The sequence below is a fragment of the Sorangium sp. So ce327 genome, assembly GCF_051530205.1.
Taxonomy (GTDB): domain Bacteria; phylum Myxococcota_A; class Polyangia; order Polyangiales; family Polyangiaceae; genus Sorangium; species Sorangium cellulosum_B.
The window spans coordinates 10,190,154-10,210,385 of the sequence record NZ_CP150330.1; the positions used below are offsets into that span (position 1 = coordinate 10,190,154).

Below are 20,232 nucleotides of genomic sequence, written 5' to 3' on the forward strand. Positions count from 1 at the left end.
CGATGAAGGACCTCAACGATCTGCGCGACGCCATCGCGATCGTCGGGCTGAGCGGGCGGTTCCCGCAGGCGAACGATCCGGAGGCGTTCTGGAGGAACCTGCGCGATGGCAGGGAGTCCATCGCCCGCTTCACGGAAGAGGAGCTGATCGCCGCCGGGGTCCCTCGGGCCCAGCTGAGGGATCCGGGCTACGTCAAGGCGCGACCTGGCCTCGACAGGCCGGAGTGGTTCGACGCCGACTTCTTCGGATACAGCGAGCGGGAGGCGCAGTGGATCGATCCGCAGCAGCGGCTGTTCCTCGAATGCGCGTACGAGGCGCTCGAGGACGCAGGTTACGACGCCGAGCGGTTCCCCGGCTGGATAGGCGTCTTCGCCGGCGCCAAGATGAACTCGTATCTCCTGTCGCACCGCCGCGCGCTGCTCCAGAAGTTCGAGTCCTCCGAGGCGATGCAGCTCCTGATCGCGAGCGACAAGGACTATCTGACGACGCGCGTCGCGTACAAACTCAACCTCAAGGGCCCGAGCATCAGCGTCCAGACGGCCTGCTCCACCGGGCTCGCGGCGGTCCATCAAGCATGCCAGAGCCTGCGCGCCGTCGAGTGCGACATGGCGATCGCGGGCGCGGCGTCGGTGATGTTCCCGGAGCGGCGCGGGTACTTCTACGAGAAGGGCGGGCCGTGCTCTCCCGACGGCCACTGCCGTCCTTTTGACGCCGACGCCGCGGGGACCGTGTTCGGCGACGCGGTCGGGGTCGTCGTGCTGAGGCGGCTCGAGGACGCGATAGAGCAAGGCGATTTCATCCACGCGATCGTCCTCGGGTCCGCGACGAACAACGACGGCTCCGCCAAGGTCGGGTACACCGCCCCGAGCGTCGACGGGCAAGCCTCGGTGATCGTGATGGCGCACGAGGTGGCCGGCGTCCGGCCGGACTCCATCGACTACGTCGAGGCGCACGGGACCGGCACGGCGCTGGGCGACCCCATCGAGGTCCGCGCCCTGGAGCAGGCCTTCCGGCGCGCCGCCGCCCCGCTCCGCCGGTGCGCCCTCGGCTCGGTGAAGGGGAACGTGGGCCACTCGAACACGGCGGCCGGCATCGTCGGGCTCATCAAGACGGTGCTGGCGCTCCGGCACGCGCAGATCCCGGCCACGCTCCACTACCGGCGGCCCAACGCGGAGATCGACTTCGACAGCTCCCCTTTTCATGTGAACACGGAGCTCCGCGCCTGGCCGAGGGACAGCGGCCCTCGGCGAGCCGGCGTGAGCTCGTTCGGGATCGGGGGGGCGAACGTGCACGCCGTCCTCCAGGAAGGGCCGGTCTATCACCCGACCCCCGGCGGAGAGAGCGAGATCCTGGCGCTGTCGGCCCGGAGCGAGGCGGCCCTCGCAGCGATGCGATCGCGCCTCGCGGAGCACCTCGAGGGGCACCCGGAGATCTCCTTGCGCGACGCGGCGTTCACGCTGCTCGAGGGGAGGCGGAGGTTCTCGCACCGCGATTTCGTCGTCGCGTCGTCGTCGCCCGACGCCGTCGCGCGGCTGCGCGCGCCCAGGCCGGGGCGAGGGGCGCGGACGGGCGCCGCCGGCGCGGTGATGCTGTTCACCGGCCAGGGAAGCCAGCACCCCGGAATGGGCCGGTCGCTGTACGAGGAGCACGCCGTCTTCCGGGAGACCCTGGACGAGTGCGCGGAGAGGCTCCGGCCGCTCCTTGGCCGCGACCTGCGAGCGCTGCTGTTCGATGGCCCGGCAGAGGAGCTCCGGGAGACGGAGGTCGCTCAGCCGGCGTTGTTCGCCGTCGAGTACGCCGCGGCGCGGCTGCTCGAGGAGTCGTGGGGAGTGCGCGCCGAGGCGCTCCTCGGGCACAGCGTCGGCGAGCTCGTGGCGGCCTGCGTCGCGGGGGTGTTCTCGCTCGAGGACGGGCTCCGGGCGGTCGCGGTGCGCGGGAGGTTGATGCAGTCGCTGCCGCGCGGAGCGATGCTCGCGGTGCCGCTGTCCGAGGGGGCGGCGCTCGAGAACCTGCCACAAGCGCTGTCGCTCGCCGCGGTGAACGGGCCCGAGCTGTGCGTCGTCTCCGGCCCCGAGGCGGCCATCGCGAGGTACGAGGCGCAGCTCGGCGCGCGCGGGATCAAGGGACGCCGGCTCCAGACCTCCCACGCCTTCCACTCCGCCGCGACCGAGCCGATCCTGGACGAGTTCCGCAGGGTCATGGCGGGGATCACGCTGCGCGAGCCCCGGATTCCCCTCCTCTCCAACGTCACCGGCGGGTGGATGACGGGCTCGATGGCGCGGAGCGCCCAGTACTGGGCGGACCACCTGCGGCGCGCGGTCCGCTTCGGCGACGGCGTCAAGGCGGCGCTCGAGGGCGAGGGACCGCATCTGTTCGTGGAGGTCGGGCCCGGCTCGACGCTGTGCTCGCTCGTGCGCGCGCGGCTCGGGGGGAACGCGGAGAGCGCGGCCGTTCCGCTGCTGACCGGGCCGGGCGACGCCGGGAAGGGCCGGCGCGTGCTGCTCGAGGCGGCCGGCGAGCTGTGGGCGCGCGGCGCCGACCTGCGCTGGCAGGCGGTATTCCCGGACGCCCGGGCGCGCCGCGTCCCGTTGCCGACCTACCCCTTCGAGCGGAGGCGCCACGCGGTCGAGGACGGCCTGCCGGAGCCGTCGGCGAGCGCGACGGAGACCGCGGCTCCCGAGGGCGCGGAGGGCACCGGAGGAGCGCGGCTGTTCCGGCTCCGCTGGTCTCGTCTCCACGAGGCCGCCCCGGTATCCCAGCCAGCGAACGAGGCGCCGTGGCTGCTCCTCACCGACGCAGACGAGGGCGCGGGCGCGCTGGAGGCGCACATCCGCGGCTCGGGCGCTCGCGTGATCACCGCCCGCCCCGGGCCGGCGTTCGCTGCGTCGGGCGACCTCGGCTTCGTCCTGCGCCCTGACAGCGAGGAGGATCTCCGGGCGCTATTCTCGACCCTCGACGGGCAAGGCGTCTTTCCCCGGCGCATCGTCCACCTGTGGAGCGCGCTGGGGAGGCCGGGCGAGGGCGCTGAAGCGATCCTGCGGCGAGGCTTGCTCAGCGTGTGCGCCGTCTCGCGGAGCCTCGGCGCCGCGTCGCCAGGGGCGGGGATCGAGCTCGCGATCGTGACCCGGGGAGCCCACGCGATCGCCGGCGAGACGACCCCTTCGCCGGACCATGCCGCGCTCGTCGGCCTTTGCCGCAGCCTGGGCAACGAGCTCGCCGGCGTCCGCTGTCGCGCCGTCGATGTGATCCCGCCGCGGGACGGGGAGACCACCACGTCGTGGGCGCGGGCCGTCTTCCGGGAGCTCGCGGGCGAGCCGGAGCACGACCTCGTGCTCCTGCGCGCGCAGCAGCGCTGGGTACCCGCGTTCCAGGCGATCCTCCCTCCATCGCCGGCCGCGGAAGCGTCGCGCCTGCGGCGCGGGGGCGTCTACCTGATCACGGGCGCATTCGGCGGGATCGGGCTGCGCCTTGCCGAGCACCTCGCGCGCGCCTGGTCGGCGAAGCTCGTGCTGATGGGGAGGACGCCGCTCCCGCCGCGATCGGAGTGGCCGAGCTACCGGGAGGGCGACGGGGCGCTGGCCGCGACCGCCGAGATCCTCGAGGCGCTCGGGCGGATGGAGGCGCAGGGCGCGGAGCTCGTCGTCGCCGCCGGGGACGTGGCCGAGCCGCAGGACGTGGCGCGCGCTTTCGCCGAGGCGAGGGCCCGCTTCGGGCGCGTCGACGGGGTCTTCCACGGCGCCGGGGTTCCGGGCGCCGGTCCGCTCCAAACGCGGACGAACGAGGAGATCTGCCGGGTGCTGTCGCCGAAGACCAGCGGGACACGGAACCTCGCCGACCAGCTCGGGCAGGGGCGAGAGCAGCCCTTCCTCGTGCTGTTCTCGTCGACGTTCTCGCACCTCGGGGCGACTGGACAGGCGGATTACGCCGCCGCGAATGCGTACCTCGACGCCTTCGCCGGGGCGTACCAGAGCGCGACCGGCAATCCGAGCTTCGCCGTCGCCTGGGACGGCTGGGAGCAGATCGGGATGGCGGCGCGGGCCGGGATCACCCGGCCAGGGCCATTGCCGCCTGGGCCGAGGTCGAGCCTCCGGGGGCACCACCCGCTGATCGACCGGGTCGACGGCGCGGCGACCGGGCCGCGGGTGTTCCACAAGCGGTTCAGCCTGGCGCGCGACTGGCCTGTCGCGGAGCACCGGACGCAGCGCGCCGGGCTGGTCTCCGGCACGACCCTGCTCGAGATGGCGCGGGCCGCGGCCACGCTCTCGGGGATGGGCGCCGTCGAGCTGCACGAGGTCCACTTCCACGCGCCCTGCCGCGTGGAGGACGGGGCGCCGCAGGACGTCTGCCTCGAGAGCGAGCGGAGCGGGGGGCGGACCGACTTCTCGATCTTCGCTCCGGGCCCCGCCGGGGCGAGGGAGCGGCTCGCGTCAGGCACCTGGACGCCCGCGCTCGACCAGACGCGCGAGCACGCGCCGGTCGAGTCGATCCGGCGGCGCTGCCGTCCGGCGGCCGCGCGGCAGCTCTTCGAGGCCGTCAACGCGAGCGGCCTGCTCCGGTGGGGACCTCGCTGGGACTGCATCGAATCGCTCCACGTCGGGGAGGACGAGGCGCTCGCCGAGCTCCGCCTTCGCCCGGAGTTCGCGGAGGACCTGTCCGTGTACGGTCTGCATCCGGCGCTGCTCGACGTGGCGACCTCGGTGACCGCCGCGCTCGACCCTCGAGGGATCTACCTCCCCGCGGGGTACGGCCGCGTGGCCTGCCTGGCGCCGACGCCAGCGCGGCTGTTCAGCCATGTTCGCCTGCGCCGGGAGGAGACCGAGCGTGGCCGTGCGCTCGCCGCGGACGTGACCCTGCTCGACGAGCAGGGGCGGGTCATCGCCGACGTCACCCGCTTCGTCCTCCAGCGCGTCCACGGCGGCGCCGGCGCCGCCCTCGCCAGGACGTCGCCCGGCATCGACCCGGAGGACGGGATGAAGGCGCTCGAGCAGATCCTCGCGCTCACCGGGCCCGAGCAGATCGTGGTCTCGCCGCGCGACTTCCCGGCCCTCGCCGAGCAACAGCGCCGCGCCCGGCGGGAGCCCTCCGCGAGCCCGCGGCGGCCCCTCGGCGACGACGAGCGGCCTCGCGACGAGATAGAGCGCGTGGTGTGCTCGCAGTGGGAGGAGCTGCTCGGCCGGCGGCCGATCGGCATCCACGACGAGTTCTTCAGCCTCGGCGGCCACTCGCTCCTGGCGATCCAGATCCTCTCGCGGATCAAGGACGCGTTCGACGTCGATCTGCCGAAGCAGGACATGTTCGAGGGGGCGACCGTCGCCCGGCTCGCCGAGAAGATCACGAGCGCGCTCGCCGAGCGCCTGGCGATGCTCGAGTCGATGACGGACGCGGACGCGCCCGGCGAGCCGTCCTGAGCCGTGAACGCGCCGGAACCTGGGAGAGGAGCGTCGAGGTGAGCGAGCTAGAGCAGCGGATCAAAGGCCTGTCGTCCCAGGAGCTCAAGGCGCTCGTCGCGAAGCTGAAGGGACAAAGTCCGTCCGGAGGCGGCGCGGCGGCGGGGCCGCAGCGGACCGGGACGCGGTCGAGGTTTCCCCTGTCGTTCGCGCAGCAGCGGCTCTGGTTCCTGTACCGGTACGCGCCCGACAGCCCTGCCTACAACCTCCACGGGGCCGCGCGGCTCCGGGGCTCGCTCGACGCGGCGGCGCTCGAGCGGGCGCTCTCGCTCCTCGTGGAGCGGCACGAGATCTTGCGGACGCGCTTCGGCGAGGACGCCGAGGAGGCCTACCAGGAGGTGCTGCCGCCGTCCGGCGTCGCCGTGGCGGTCACGGATCTCTCCACGATGGATCCGGCGGCGCGCGAGCGCGAGCTCGCCCTCCGGTGCGCAGAGATCGCCCATGCGCCCTTCGTCCTGGAGCGAGGCGACCTCCTCCGGACAGCCCTCTTTCGCCTGACCGCAGAGGAGCACGTCCTGCTCATGGCGACTCACCATATCGCCAGCGACCACTGGAGCTGGGGCGTGCTGCTCCGGGACCTCGGCGCGCTCTACAACGAGCTGGCCGCGGGGCGCGCCCCGCGGCTGGCCGAGCTGCCCGTCCGGTATGGCGATCACGCCGTCTGGCAGCGGAGCCAGTGGAGCCAGGAGCGCCTTCAACGGGCGCTCGCGTACTGGAAGGAGCGGCTGCGCGGCGCGCCGGCGCTCCTCGAGCTTCCGCTGGACCGGCCGCGCCCGGCCTCGCAGGCGCACCGGGGGGCGAAGGCGTCGCTCACGCTGTCACCGCGGCTCAGCGCGGCGGTGAAGGCGCTGTGCCAGCGGGAGGGCGTCACCCTCTTCATGGCGCTCCTCGCCGCGTACCAGATCCTCCTCTGTCGCGTCACGCAGAAGCTCGACGTCGTCGTCGGGTCGCCGGTCGCCGGGCGGACGCGGCGAGAGATCGAGCCGCTCGCCGGGATGTTCGTCAACAACCTCGCGCTCCGCGCCGACCTCTCGGACAACCCCAGCTTCGTCGAGCTGCTCCGCCGCACGAAGCGCGTCGCGCTCGACGCCTTCGCGCACGACGATCTGCCGTTCGAGCTGCTCGTGGAGGCGCTGCAACCCGAGCGGAGCGCGTCCCACGCGGCGCTGTTCCAGACCCTGTTCATCCTGCAGACCGCGGCGGCCGATCTGCCGGCCTTCACGGGGCTCACGCTCGATCCGGTCGAGGTGCCGGTGACGACGTCGAAGTTCGACTGGACCGTCGAGGCCTGGGACCGCCCGCAGGGCCTCCGGCTCGATCTGGAGTACGACACCGACCTGTTCCGCAGCGACACGGCGGAGCGGATGCTCAGGAGCTATGAAGCGCTCCTGCGCGCCGCGGCCGCGCGCCCCGACACACGCGTGCTCCACCTGCCGGTCGTGCACGAGGCCGACGCGCTGCGCCTCGAGCAATGGAACCGGACAGAGCGACCTTTTCCCGAGGAGCTCTGCGTCCACGAGCTCTTCGAGCGGCAGGCGCGGCGCCATCCGGAGCGCGTCGCGCTCTCGTTCGGTGAGGGCGAGATCACGTACGGAGAGCTCGACCGCGCCTCGGCCCGCCTCGCGCGCCGGCTGCGCGCGATGGGCGTCGGCCCGGACGTCCCGGCGGCGATCTGCATGGAGCGATCGATCGATCTCGTCATCGGGTTGCTCGCGATCCTGAGATCGGGCGGCGCCTACGTGCCCCTGGATCCCGCGCTGCCGGGCGAGCGCATCGCCTATATCCTGCGCGACGTCGGGGCCGCCGTCCTGCTCACGCAGCGCGCGCTGCGGCTCCCGCTCGCCGGCGAGCCGCAGAGGACGGCGTTCTTCGAGGATCTCACCGCGGATTCCGGCCTGGCCGAGGAGCCGCTCGCGACGCCGCCCTGCAGCCGGAACCTCGCGTACATCATCTATACGTCGGGCTCGACCGGGCACCCCAAAGGCGTGCAAGTCGAGCACCGCAGCGTCGTGAATTTCCTTGAGGCGATGCGGGAAAGCCCCGGCCTCGACGCCGGCGGCGTGCTGCTGTCGGTGACCACGGCGTCCTTCGATATCTCCGTCCTGGAGCTGTTTCTGCCGCTGAGCGTCGGCGGAAGGACGGTCCTCGTGTCCGCCGCCGAAGCGCGGGACGGCGCCGCGCTCCTGCGCGCGCTGGAGAGCTCGGGAGCGACGGTCATGCAGGCGACGCCGAGCACGTGGCGCCTCCTGCTCGCGGCGGAGTGGACGGGCAGCCCGCAGCTCCGCGCGCTGGCAGGTGGGGAGGCGCTGCCGCCGGACCTCGCCCGGGAGATCAGCGCGCGCGCTGGCTGCCTCTGGAACCTGTATGGCCCGACGGAGACGACCGTGTGGTCCGCCGCGGCGCGCGTCGACGATCCGGACAGGATCACCCTGGGATCCCCGATCGCCAACACGCGCATCTACATCCTGGACGAGCGGCGCGAGCGGCTCCCGATCGGCGTGGCCGGGGAGCTGTACATCGGCGGAGCGGGCCTGGCCCGCGGGTATCACGGCCGGCCCGAGCTGACCCTGGAGCGGTTCGTGGAAGACCCGTTCTCGCCGGCGCCGGGCGCGCGGATGTACCGCACCGGCGACCTGGCGCGGATCACGCACGACGGGCGGATCGAGTTCCTCGGCCGGATCGATCATCAGGTGAAGATCCGCGGCTTCCGCGTCGAGCTCGGCGAGATCGAGGCGACCGTGGCGCGCCACCCCGGCGTCAGGGAGTGCGTCTGCGCGGCGCATCGGGACGCGGTGGGCGAGGCGGTGCTCGTGGCCTATTACGTGCCCGCGGCTCACGTGCCCGCGGCGGGGCCGGTGAGCCCCGAGGCGCTCCGGGCGCACGCGCGCGCGTTCTTGCCCGAGGCCATGCTCCCGGCGCGCTTCGTCGAGCTGCCCCGGCTGCCGCAGACGCCGAACGGCAAGATCGACCGCAAGGCGCTCCCGGGCCTGGACGCGCTGGAGCGCGCGCCGGCGCGCGATCGGCAGGAGCCGGCGACCGAGATGGAGAGGCTCGTGGCCGCTGTCTGGGAAGAGCTCCTCGGGCGCGCGCCGGGCAGGACCGACCATTTCTTCGAGCTCGGGGGCCATTCGCTGCTCGCGATGCGCGCCGTCTCCCGCATCCGCGAGCGCGCTGGCGCCGAGGTGCCGCTCCGGTGGCTGTTCGACACGCCGGCGCTCGCCGATCTGGCTCAACGGATCGAGCAGCTCGCGCGCCCGTCGGTGCGTCCGGCGCTGCGCCGGCGCGACCCGGGCGGGGTGATCCCGCTGTCCTACGCGCAGAGGCGGCTCTGGTTCTTGGACCGGCTGGCGCCCGGGACAGGGGCCTACAACGTCGGTGGTGCGGCCGAGATCGCGGGGCCCTTGTGCGTGCGCTCCCTGGAGCGCGCGATCCACGCCGTCCTCGAGCGGCACGAGGCCCTCCGCACCGTGTTCCGCGTCGTGGACGGGGCTCCCGTCCAGATCGTCCAGCCGTCGGCGCAGCTCGACTTCGAGGAGATCGATCACCGGGCGCTCGCTCGGGACGCGCGCGAGGCGACGGCGCTCGCGCGGCTGCGGCGGATGGCGGGGCGCCCGTTCGACCTCGCCACGGGCCCCCTCGTGCGGGCCGAGCTCGCGCAGGTCGACGACGAGCGGTACCTGTTCGCGTTCGCGATGCACCACATCGTGACGGACGGCTGGTCGCACGAGATCTTCGTGCGCGAGCTCGCCGCCGCCTATGAAGCGATCTCGGCGGGCGAGCGCCCGCGCTGGGAGCCGCTCCCGGTCCAGCACGGCGACCACGCGGTCCACGAGCGGCAGCGCTGGGACGAGGCGGCGCGGGGCGAGGAGATCGCCTTCTGGAAGGCCGAGCTCGCGGGGGCCAGTCAAACGCTCGATCTCCCGACGGATCACCCTCGCCCCGCGGAGAAGCGGTATCAGGGGGCGCGGCACCACTTCCGCTTCTCGCGAGCGCTGACCGAGGCCGTCGAGGACCTCGGCCGCGAGCGCGGCGTGACGCCGTTCATGACCTTGATGGCCGGGTTCCTCGGGCTGCTCCACCGGCTCAGCGGGCAGGCGGACCTCCTCGTCGGGACGCCGATCGCGGGGCGTGATCATCGCGAGCTCGAGGGCGTCATCGGGTGCTTCGTAAACACCCTTGTCTTCCGCGGCGACCTCGGGGACGACCCGCCCTTCAGCGTGCTCCTCACGCGGGTGCGCGGCACGGCGGTGCGCGTCTTCGCGCACGCCGACATCCCCTTCGAGCGGCTCGTCAACGCCGTTCGACCGGAGCGAGACCTCGGCCGGACTCCGCTGTTCCAGGTGATGTTCGCCTTCCAGCCCAAGGTGCCCGCGCCGGTCGCGCTGGGGCGGGCGCGGGTGACGCCGATCGACCTCGATCCCGGGACGTCGCAGTACGACATCACCCTGTCGATGCAGCACGACGGGGCGACCCTGAGCGGCCATATCGAGTACGACACGGCGCTGTTCGGCGAGGCGACGATCGCGCGCCACGCCAAGCTCCTCCAGCGCCTCCTCGCCGAGGCGGCACGTGAGCCCGACAAGAGGGTCTCGGCGCTCCTCGGCGGCGAGGCGCTCGGACCCGCGACGGCCGCGGCCGCGCGCCGGGCGCTCTCGGCGCCCGCGCTGCCGTTCGTGCGGAGCGACCTCGCAGGGGAGCCTCCTCGGCTCGTCCGCCGCGCCCGGCGCGTCGACGCCGGGCTCGTCCGCGGGATCGAGGCGCGCGCCGCGCTCCTCGGCGTGGCCCCGGGCGCGGCCGTCGCCGCCGCCTTCGCGCAGGCGATCGCCGCGTGGAGCACGTCGCCGCTGGCCGTCGTGGTCGGCGCGCCGGGCGAGCCGCCGTACGGAATGCTGTCCGTCGCCATCGGCGCGGGGAGCGGGCAGCTCGAGGTGAGCCGCGGCGGCGAAGCGCCGTTCGTCGACCTCGCCCGGGCCTTCGACGGGGCCATCGCGCTCGCCGCGCCCGGGACACGAGCGCCGGACGAAGCCGTGCGTCACCCCGGTGCGACGGCCGTCAGGCTGCGCGTCCCTGGGCCCTTCCGACCCGAGGGAGGAGGACCAGGCACGCAGGCTCCCTGCATCGAGCACGAGATCCAGCAGGACCAGGGTGGCTTCGTGCTGAGCTTCGGCGCCGCCGACGATCTGTTCCCTGAAGGCCTCGCGGCGGCTCTCCTGGAGGCGTACGAGGCGCTCCTGAGCCGCCTCTCCCGGGACGGTGCGCCCTGGACCAGCGCGGCGGCCATCGAGCTCCCGGAGCGGCAGCGCGCTGTCCGCGCCAGCGTCAACAGCGCCACCCGTGAGGTCTCGAGCGATCTCCTGCACAGCGGGTTCATGCGGCAAGCGGCGCTGCGGCCCGCTGCGCCGGCGGTCATCAGCCCCGAGAGGACGCTCACCTACGGAGAGCTCGATCGGAGGAGCAGCGCGCTCGCCCGGCGCCTTCGCGCGCTCGGAGCCCGGCCGAACGCGCTCGTCGCGGTGGCCGCGACGAAGGGGTGGGCGCAGATCGTCGCGATCCTGGCGGCCCTCAAATCGGGGGCGGCGTACCTGCCCGTCGATCCGGAGTGGCCCATCGAGCGCATCCGCGCGGTCCTGGATCAGGGACAGGTGGAGATCGTCCTCACGCAGGAGCGCCTGGCCTCCTCGCTGGCCTGGCCCGAGGCCCTGCGCCTGATCGCGGTCGACGACGACAGCGCGTCCGCGTCGGAGGACGACAGCCCGGTCGCGGCGGTCCAGGGGCCGGACGATCTCGCCTATGTGCTGTTCACGTCGGGCTCGACGGGGAAGCCCAAGGGCGTGGCGCTCGATCACCGCGGCCCGCTGAACACGATCCTCGAGATCAACGAGCGCTTCCAGGTGTCTCCCTCCGATCGCGCACTCGCGCTCTCCGCCGTTCACTTCGATCTCTCGGTGTACGACGTGTTCGGTCTGCTCGGCGCGGGAGGCGCCCTGGTCCTCCCCTCGCCCGAGGCGGCGCGGGATCCGGCGCGCTGGCGGCAGCTCATCGAGACCCACCGGGTCACCGTCTGGAACTCGGTGCCTGCGCTGATGCAGATGTTCGTCGAGCACCTCGGCGGCGGTCCTCCGGCGTGCCCCTCGCTGCGCTGGGTCATCCTGAGCGGCGACTGGATCCCCGTGCCCCTGCCCGATCAGATCCGCCGCGCTTGCCCGGGGGCGCGGGTCATCGGGGCAGGAGGGCCGACGGAGACGTCGATCTGGTCAATCTTCTATCCCGTCGGAGAGGTGGACTCGACCTGGAGGAGCATCCCTTACGGCAAGCCGCTCCCAAACCAGCGTGTCCACGTGCTCGACGAGCGCATGCAGGCGTGTCCCGACTGGGTCGTCGGCCGCATGTACGTCGGTGGGATCTGCCTCGCCCGCGGCTACTACCGCGATCCTGCGCAGACCGCGGAGCGCTTCCTCGAGCACCCGGAGACGGGCGAGCGGCTCTACTGGACAGGCGATCTCGGGCGATTCCTTCCGGACGGGAACATCGAGTTCATCGGACGGGAAGACTTCCAGGTGAAGATCCAGGGAAACCGCATCGAGCTCGGGGAGATCGAGGCCGCGCTGGCGCAGCATCCCGAGATCGAGCAAGCCGTGGTGTGCGTGGAGTCGACCCCGAGCGGGGCCAGGCGCCTCGTCGCCTGCTACGTGGCGGAGCGGGGCGCCGCGCTCGAGCCTCGCGTCCTGGAGGAGGCCGTCGCCGCGAGGCTGCCGCAGTACATGGTGCCCAGCGCGTGGATCGCGCTGGAGCGCCTGCCGCTGACGGCCAACGGCAAGGTCGATCGGAGGGCGCTCCTCGAGCTCGCCGCGCAGCACCACCAGGGGGCCAGCGCGGTCTACCGGGCGCCGTCGTCGGAGGCAGAGCGCCGGATGGCCGCGCTCTGGGCCGGCGTCCTCAAGCTGGATCGGGTCGGCGTGGACGACAATTTCTTCGCGCTCGGAGGGGATTCGCTCCTTGGCATTGCGCTGGTCGAGCGGGCGCGGGAGGCGGGGCTCAATGTCACGCCGAGGCAGCTCTTCCAGCACCAGACGATCGCGCGCCTTTCGGCCGCTTGCGCCTCCCCGGACCGCCCGGCGGTGGACGTCGAACCGGAGAATGGGGAGCGGCCGCTCACCGTCCTCCAGCGCTGGTATCTGGAGGAGGCCCGCGAGCGCACCCGCCCGGCGCGCTGGAACGTGAACCTGCTGCTGGAGGCCGCGGCGCCGCTCGATCTCGACAGGCTCGCGCGCGCCTCGCTGGTCCTCGCAAACCGCCATGAGGCGCTCCGCGCGCGCTTCGAGCGCGCCCCGAGCGGCTTTCGCCAGGTGATCGACGCGCCGTGGACCGAGGCGCCGTTCGCTTGCGTGGATCTGTCCGGGATCCCGGAGGATCGGCGCCGGGCCGAGCTCGAGCGGCATTGCGATCGCATGCAGGACGAGGTCGAGCTCGAGCGCGGGCGGCTGTTCCGGATCGTGTTTTTCCGGTGGGACGAGCAGGGGCGAGGCCGGTTGTGGCTCACCGCGCATCACCTCGTCGTCGACTGGATGTCGATGATGATCGCCGCGCTCGATCTGCAATCCATCTACGATCAGCTCGCGACGACGGCCACGCTCCGCCTATCGCCCACGGGCGTTTCGTCCGGCCGCTGGACGCGCGCGCTGGAGCGGTGGGTGAGCGAGGAGATCCTGCCGAACGAGCGCGCCTACTGGATCTCGCTGCCCTGGGACGAGATCGACCTCCTCCCGGCGGACCACCCAGCGACCCGCCATCTCTACACGGTGGAGTCGGTCCGCGATCACTGGGCGTCGCTCCCCGAGCCGGAGTCTCAGGTCATCTTGCGGGGCTTGCCGGCGCGCTTCGGGGTGAGCACGGAGCACGCGCTCATCGCCGCGGTCCTCCGCGGCGTGACCGCCTGGACGGGTCGCGATTGGCAGGACATCATGGTCCTGAACTCCGGGCGTGATCTGATGCCCCATCACCCGGAGCTCGACGTGTCGCGCACGGTGGGCTGGCTGAGCGCCGAGCGGGTGCTCGTGCTCCGGCGCTCGAGCCAGCAAGAGCCCCTCGCGGCGCTGCTCGAGACGAGCCGGCAGATCGATCGCATCCCGAACGGGGGCCATGGCTACAACCTCCTCAAGTACCTGGGAGGCGACGCCCGGCTCAGCGCGGAGCTCGGGCGGCTCCGGAAGCGACCGGGGATCCTGTTCAATTACCAGGGGCGCGTCGAGCCGCCGGCGCAGGGCTCGATCCTCCGCATGGCGAGCGAGTCCACGGGGTACGACGAGGAGGCGACGAACCTGCGTTTCAACCTGTTCGAGTGCCACGTCCTCGTCCGCGGAGGGGCCCTGACGTTCCGGTGGCGCTACAGCGCGAACGTGCACGCGAAAGCGACCGCGCAGCGGGTCGCCGGCGCCGTCATCGACGATCTGCGGGCGATCGCGCGCGCGTGCGGGTGAGCGGCCTCCGCGCGCGTGCGCGCGGAGGCGCGAGGATGGATGGACACATCACGTTTGGATGAGCCCATATGAAGACGTTCGCAATCCAGTTGCCGGATCAGAGGGTCGTTCACGATCGCGTCCCCGACATGGCGAAGACGCTGCATCTCCAGGTGCAGGGCTACTTCAGGCCTCGCGTGCAGAGCCTCCTGGCCAGCGGAGAGGTGACCGTGATCGACGTCGGCGCGAACATCGGCCTCTTCGCGCTCGAGGTGCTGAAGCGCACCGGCGGACGGGCGCGGATCCACTGCTTCGAGCCGATCCCCGAGACCTTCGAGCTCCTCCGGATGAACCTGAGATCGTCCGGATCGGAGCGCGTGCGCCTGCACCGCGCGGGCCTGGGTCGGACCGCGGGCACAGCGACGTTCCATTACGCGCCACGCCAGGGTGCCATCTCGAGCATGTACGACATGATGGCGAGCGACGACAAGCAGGCCACGCTCGCGGCCATCTACGACGAACGGATCCGGGAGAAGCACCACGCGGATCTGCCGGTCTACATGAAGCACCTCCCGCGCGCGGTGAACTCGCTGCTCATCGACGGTCATGCCTGGTGGATGAGGCGCGGCATGAGGCGCGTGGAGTGCGAGCTCGCGACGCTGTCCGAGCTCATCGAACGGGAGAAGATCGGGCAGATCGATTTGCTCAAGATCGACGCCGAGAAGGCCGAGATCGACGTGCTGGAAGGGATTCGTCCCGGCGACTGGGGGAGGATCCGGGCGGTCGTCCTCGAGCTGCACGACTTCGGCGGGAGAGGCGAGCGTGTCCGGCGGATGCTGCGCGATCATGGGTTCGAGGTGGAGAGTGACCAGATCTGCCCCGAGGACGTGATCATCACCATGGCAGGGTACCGGTAGAATGCGGGGGCGTAGGCGCCAATCAAGCTTCGCGCCGCGTTCTCCTACATCCGAACGTTTACGTTTACGTGGTCGTGGTCGTCAACGATAGGCCGTGAACGACCACGACCACGTAAACGTTCACGTTCACGTTGGTGACCGATGGTGATAACGCCTATGAGAATGCGGGGGAGCGCCGTCCGCAGGGCGCTCGGCGGCTCCCCCTCTCCTCCGCCGTCAATGGCCGGTGGCAGGCAGCAGTCGCACCACGCGCTGCGACCACAGCTCGATCAGCTCGGCGATCACCGCCTCCCGATCCTCCACGCCGTCGAGCAGCTCGCGGAGCCGCTTCCGGCCGTCGGCCCGCCACAGGACCTCGAACGTCTCGGCGGAGACCGGGGTCCGGGCGTCATTGTAGGTCGTGACGATCGCGCGCTCGACCTCGTGGCCGCCCGGCGTGGGCCCTCGCAGCGAGAGCAGCTTCACGAAGGTCGGAAACGAGGGGACGAGCTCCGCATAAGCCGACAGCGGCGCGGGCGTCTTGTGGACGAGGTGATCGCCGACGACGAGCTTGTCGAGCCGCGTCGTCAGAAAACAGGTCACGCAATCGTCGACCGAATCGACGATCGGCTCGGCGTTGTTGTTGAAGGAGGTGTTGAGCACCACCGGCACGCCGGTGAGGTCGCCGAAGGCGCGGATGAGCTGCCAGAAGCGCGGGTTCGTGCGCCTGGAGACCGTCTGGACCCGCGCGGTCCCGTCCACGTGCGTGACGGCGCCGAGCTGCTGTCGCTTCTGTTCGTGGACGGGCACGGTGAAGATCATGAAGGGCATGGCCTCCGCGCCGCCGAGATCGAAATAGTCGCGCGCGTCCTCCTCCGTCACGGCGGGCGCGAAGGGCCGGAACTCCTCGCGCTTCTTCACCATGGCATTGATGAGGTCCTTGTTCGCCGCCGGCCTGGGATCCGCCAGGATGCTGCGGTTGCCGAGCGCGCGGGGGCCGAACTCGGACCGCCCCTGGGCCCACCCGATCACGCTGCCCGCCGCGATGAGCTCGGCGGCGGCCTCCGGCGCGTCGGCGAGCTCCTCCACACGGATGAAATCGCGCCACGCGTCGAGCGCGCTCCGGATCTCGCCCTGCTCGCCGATGTGCCTTCCCCAGTACAGGTGGTCCATCGCGGGCGGCCGCCGCCCCGGGGCCTTTCGCGTGTGCACGGCCATGGCGGCGCCGAGCGCGCAGCCGGCGTCGTGCGCGGCCGGCTGGACGAACACCCGCTCGAACAGCCCGGAGCGGAGGATCTTCCCGTTCAAGGTGCAGTTGTGCGCGACGCCGCCCGCGAAGCAGAGGCTCGCCTGCCGGGTCTCGCGCTGGAAGTGCCGCAGGCAATGGAAGACGATGGTCTCGAGCGCCTCCTGGAGCGAGGCGGCGATGTCCTTGTGGTCCTGCGTGATCGGCTCCCGCGGCGCGCGCGGCCGGATCGCGCCGTGGAGATCGACGATCTTGTCGAAATCGACGGCCCATGCGCCCTCCGGGAGCAGCGTGAACATCGCCTGGAACAGCGCGCGGAACTTGCGCGGATCGCCGTACGGGGCGAGCCCCATGACCTTGTACTCGTCGAACAGCGAGAACCCGAGGAACCGTATCACCTGGACGTAGAAATTGCCCAGCGAGTCCCGCTCCGGGATGTCTCTCAACGAATGAAGCGCTCCGCCGGAGCCGACGGAGACGGAGCCCGACTCGCCGTCGCCGCAGCCGTCGAGCGTCAGGACGAGGCTGCTCTCGTACCCCGAGCCGATCAGGGCGCTCATCGCGTGGGCCGTGTGATGCTTGACGAACTGGATGCACTCGGGCCTCACGTCGACGCCGAACTCGGCGAGCACGAGGCGCCTCATGACATCGTTCGCCGTGCGCAGCTCGGGGTCTGCGGAGAAGAGCCCGCGCTTCACCTGGGCGTCGCACCAGTCTTCGCTGATGTAAAAGCAGAGGTAATCGACGTCGTCGACGCGGAGCCCCCGGCTCTCCAGGCAGAAGCGGACCGCCTGGAAGGGGGCCTTGTTCGAGTGCTTGAGGCGGTTCAGCCGCTCCTGCTCGATCGCGGCGACGACCTCTCCGTCCTCGAGGAGGACGGCGGCGCCGTCATGCGAGGTCGCTGCATTGAATACCGGTCTCGGATAACCGAGTTGGTCCGGCTCGTGGCCTCCGCTGATTCCAAGGATTCGCATGAATGGAGGGTAGCTTTCGAATGCGATAAGTAAAGCTCGCTCACCGGCAAATCGACGCGCCAACAGGGCGTTCAATGCGAGATTCGAGCGGCACGATCGACGCGCCGAACGAAGCTGCTTTCATTTTGTAGGAAGCAATCTGTATGACGAGGTCGCAGGCCGGCGTCGATGTCGCCGGACCACGATTGTTCGACGTTCGGTCGTTTCGATTCGGCTATCTTCGGGCTGCTCGCCGCGGGTCAACGGCGACGAGAAGGGAGCCGAGCTCGATGATCATCCGAAACATGTGGAGCGCGCTTTTCGCCGTGTCGCTCGCCGCCGCGAGCGCCGTGGGCTGTGAGGGGGAGGACTCGCCGATCTCGCCGGAAGGGGCGTCCGGAGCCGGGGGCGGCGCGGGCAGAGGGAGCGCTTCGGCCGGCAGTTCGAGCGGCGGCGGCGCAACGAGCGGCGGCGGCGCAACGAGCGGCGTCGGCCCTGGCACCGCGGCCTCGTCGGGCGTGACGGGCGGCGGCTCGGACGGCGCGGGCGGCGGCGGGGGCGCGAGCGCGACGCCGAGCGCGGGCTGCGGAGACGCGCCGAGCCAGGCGCTCAACGAATGGGTCGAGCAGCCCTCGAAGAACATCGCGTCGGTCGAGCGGCATTGGTGGGTGCGGCTGCCCGAAAACTATGAGCCGACGCGCGCCCATCCCGTCGTCTTCATGTTCCACGGCTGCTCGAGCGCGACGAACAACGTCCCGATGCAGAACGTGACCGGCGACGACGCGATCCTGGTGCGCGGCGCCGGCGTCTCCGACGGCGTCTGCTGGGATGCCTCGTCGAACGGACCGGATCTGACCTTCTTCGATGAGATGCTGGCGGACGTGCTCGCGAATACCTGCGCGGACACGTCGCGCGTGTTCGCGGCGGGCTACAGCAGCGGCTCCTGGCTCATCAACATGCTCGAGTGCAAGCGCGGCGACAAACTCCGCGCGACCGGCACGGTCTCGGGCGGCACGCCGGGCACGCCGCGCGATTGCGTCGGGCGGGTGGCGCGCATCTTCATCCATGACGCGGACGACAAGGACAACACGATCGACCGCAATCACGCCGAGCGCGATCGCCTCCTCGAGCTGAACCATTGCGACGCCGAGGCCGCGCCGGTGCCGGAGGACCCCGCGCCGTGCGCTCGCTATCAGGGCTGCGACGCGGGCTATCCGGTGATCTGGTGCGAGACGAGCGGCAAGGGCCACGACCGGCAAGACGCGCTCGCGCCCGGCGCCTTCTGGAGCCTGTTCTCGGAGCTCTGACGGGCGCGCCCGGCGCGCGGAGGCGAACTCCCGATCATGCTTTGACCGGCGCCTCGGGATCCGCTCACGCGCCGGGCACCGCCGCGGCCTCGATCAGCGCTGGCTCCAGCACACCCGCTCGGTGGCCGAGGCCCCTCGCGCCGGAGGGCTCGTGCGCCCGCCAGAGATCCATCATCCGGCGATACGCCCCGCCGCGGCGGAGGAGCGCCGCGGGCGGGCCCTGCTCGACGACGCGCCCGCCCTCGATGACGACGACGCGGTCGGCGCGCAGGGTGGTGGAGAGCCGGTGCGCGATGAGCAGCGTCGTGCGGCCCCGCGAGAGCCCCTCGATGGCCCGCTGCACCGCGGTCTCGCTCTCGATATCGAGGCTGCTCGTGGGCTCGTCGAGGATCACGACCGACGGGTCCTTGAGCAGCGTGCGCGCGATCGCGAGGCGCTGCCGCTCCCCGCCCGAGAGCGCCACGCCGCCGCGGCCGACGAGGGTCTGGTACCCGAGGGGGAGCCGCTCGATGAACTCCTCCGCGCAGGCGGCGCGCGCCGCGGCGTGGAGCGCCTCGCTCGTCGCGTCGGGCGAGCCATAGCGGAGGTTCGCCTCGATGGTGTCCTCGAAGAGGAACGGCTCCTGCGTGACAATGCCGAGCTTCCGCCGGAGCGCGCGCTGCGACAGCGCCCGGAGGTCGAGCCCGTCGATGCGGATCGCCCCGGAGGTCGGATCGTGCAGCCGCAGGAGCAGATCGGCGAGCGTGCTCTTGCCGGCGCCGCTCGGGCCCACGACCGCCACGAACTCGCCGGCCCGGATCGAGAGCGAGACCCCGTCGATGACCGCCCGCCCGGCGGCGTGCTGGTAGCGGAAGCTCACCTGGTCGAGCTCGAGGTCGCCGCGGATGTGCTCCGGGCTCAACGCGCGCTCCGGATCGGCGACAGCGACCTCGGCGTCGAGCACGCCGAAGATCGCCGCCAGGCCGACCTCGGCGCGGCGCGCCGTCTCGTAGACGCCGAGGAGCGTCTGCGCAGGGCCATAGAGGCCGCCGACATAGCCGAGGAACGCGACGAGCGTTCCCACGCCGAGCTCCCCGCGGAGGACAAGGAGGCCCCCCACGCCGAGCAGCGCCACACGGCCGATGTTGACGCAGACGCTCCGGCCCGCGGAGAGCCGCGTCTGGAGGCGGATGCTCTGGAGCACCTCGCCCTGCGCCTCCTCGACGGAGCGGATGAACCGGGCGTGCTCGTCCGCCTCGCGCGCGAACGCCTTGACCGTCTTGATGCCCGAGAGCACCTGCTGAAAGCGGTTGTAGATCCCGCACCAGCGGTCGAGCACCTCGCGCTCGCGCTCCACGAGGCGCGCTGTCGTCGCCCTGCCGAGAAGGAGCGGAGGCACGATGAACCCGACCGCGACCAGCGCGAGCAGCGGGCTCAGCCGGAGCATGATCCCGAGCGAGACCACGAGGTAGACGAGCGCGGGGAAGAGCTGGAACGCGACCGAAGCAAGGCAGTCCATGAGCGACGTGATGCCGCGATCGACCCGCGTCATCGTCTCTCCGACGCCCCTCTCCTGATGGTACGAGAGGGGCAGCGCGTGCAGCCGCGCGGTGGTCTCGTCGAGCAGGTCGCGGTTGATGCGGAGCCGCACCCGCCACACGGCGAGCGCCCCCAGGCCCTCCGCGATCTGCCGGAGGACGACGAGCGCGCACAGGGCGAGCGTCAGCCAGGCGAGGGCCCGGGCGCTCTGCTCCACGGGCGCGGCCGGCCCGCTCCCGGGGCCGAAGACACCGGCGCTCGCCGAGATCTGGTCGAAGATCGCGCGGTGCGCGAGCGGCTCGAGCGCGGGCAGGCCGCCCGAGAGGAGCGTGAGCGCGAGGCACACGGAAAGTCTCGCGCGATGGGGGGATAAGTAATTCAGACTCCGGCGCAGGTCACGAATCAGGGA

6 protein-coding genes are annotated in these 20,232 nt (G+C 71.8%); 4 read left to right on the forward strand and 2 right to left on the reverse strand.

Annotation, left to right across the window (positions count from 1 at the left end):
* The first annotated feature begins 2 nt into the window (after window positions 1–2).
* From WME95_RS38125 to WME95_RS38135, 3 genes are all read left to right on the forward strand, one after another.
* Window positions 3–5,408 carry an SDR family NAD(P)-dependent oxidoreductase gene (locus tag WME95_RS38125; protein ID WP_437904213.1) on the forward strand — a complete coding sequence of 1,802 codons (5,406 nt, stop codon included), beginning with the start codon at window positions 3–5 and terminating at the stop codon, window positions 5,406–5,408.
* Between the two features lie 38 nt (window positions 5,409–5,446).
* Complete coding sequence (locus WME95_RS38130) at window positions 5,447–13,924, forward strand: amino acid adenylation domain-containing protein (RefSeq protein ID WP_437904214.1); 8,478 nt, start codon at window positions 5,447–5,449, stop codon at window positions 13,922–13,924.
* Between the two features lie 68 nt (window positions 13,925–13,992).
* Complete coding sequence (locus WME95_RS38135; protein WP_437904215.1) at window positions 13,993–14,820, forward strand: FkbM family methyltransferase; 828 nt, start codon at window positions 13,993–13,995, stop codon at window positions 14,818–14,820.
* Window positions 14,821–15,036: 216 nt separating this feature from the next.
* Here the strand turns inward: WME95_RS38135 and WME95_RS38140 are convergent, their stop codons facing one another.
* A complete protein-coding gene (locus WME95_RS38140; protein WP_437904216.1) occupies window positions 15,037–17,019 on the reverse strand; it encodes a carbamoyltransferase family protein in 1,983 nt (660 codons plus the stop codon).
* A 284-nt stretch (window positions 17,020–17,303) separates the two neighbouring features.
* On the opposite strand from WME95_RS38140, the gene WME95_RS38145 reads away from it, so the two are divergent.
* Window positions 17,304–18,305 carry an alpha/beta hydrolase family esterase gene (locus WME95_RS38145; RefSeq protein WP_437904217.1) on the forward strand — a complete coding sequence of 334 codons (1,002 nt, stop codon included), beginning with the start codon at window positions 17,304–17,306 and terminating at the stop codon, window positions 18,303–18,305.
* 64 nt (window positions 18,306–18,369) lie between these two features.
* On the opposite strand, the gene WME95_RS38150 is transcribed toward WME95_RS38145, so the two are convergent.
* Window positions 18,370–20,169, reverse strand: coding sequence for an ABC transporter ATP-binding protein (locus WME95_RS38150; RefSeq protein ID WP_437904218.1), 1,800 nt, complete (start codon window positions 20,167–20,169; stop codon window positions 18,370–18,372).
* Window positions 20,170–20,232 lie beyond the last annotated feature (63 nt).

Coding starts and splice junctions, on each gene's coding strand:
- WME95_RS38125 (WP_437904213.1), top strand. CDS start 3: ATGAAGGACCTCAACGATCTGCGCGACGCCATCGCGATCGTCGGGCTG.
- WME95_RS38135 (WP_437904215.1), top strand. CDS start 13,993: ATGAAGACGTTCGCAATCCAGTTGCCGGATCAGAGGGTCGTTCACGAT.
- WME95_RS38140 (WP_437904216.1), bottom strand. CDS start 17,019: ATGCGAATCCTTGGAATCAGCGGAGGCCACGAGCCGGACCAACTCGGT.
- WME95_RS38145 (WP_437904217.1), top strand. CDS start 17,304: ATGTGGAGCGCGCTTTTCGCCGTGTCGCTCGCCGCCGCGAGCGCCGTG.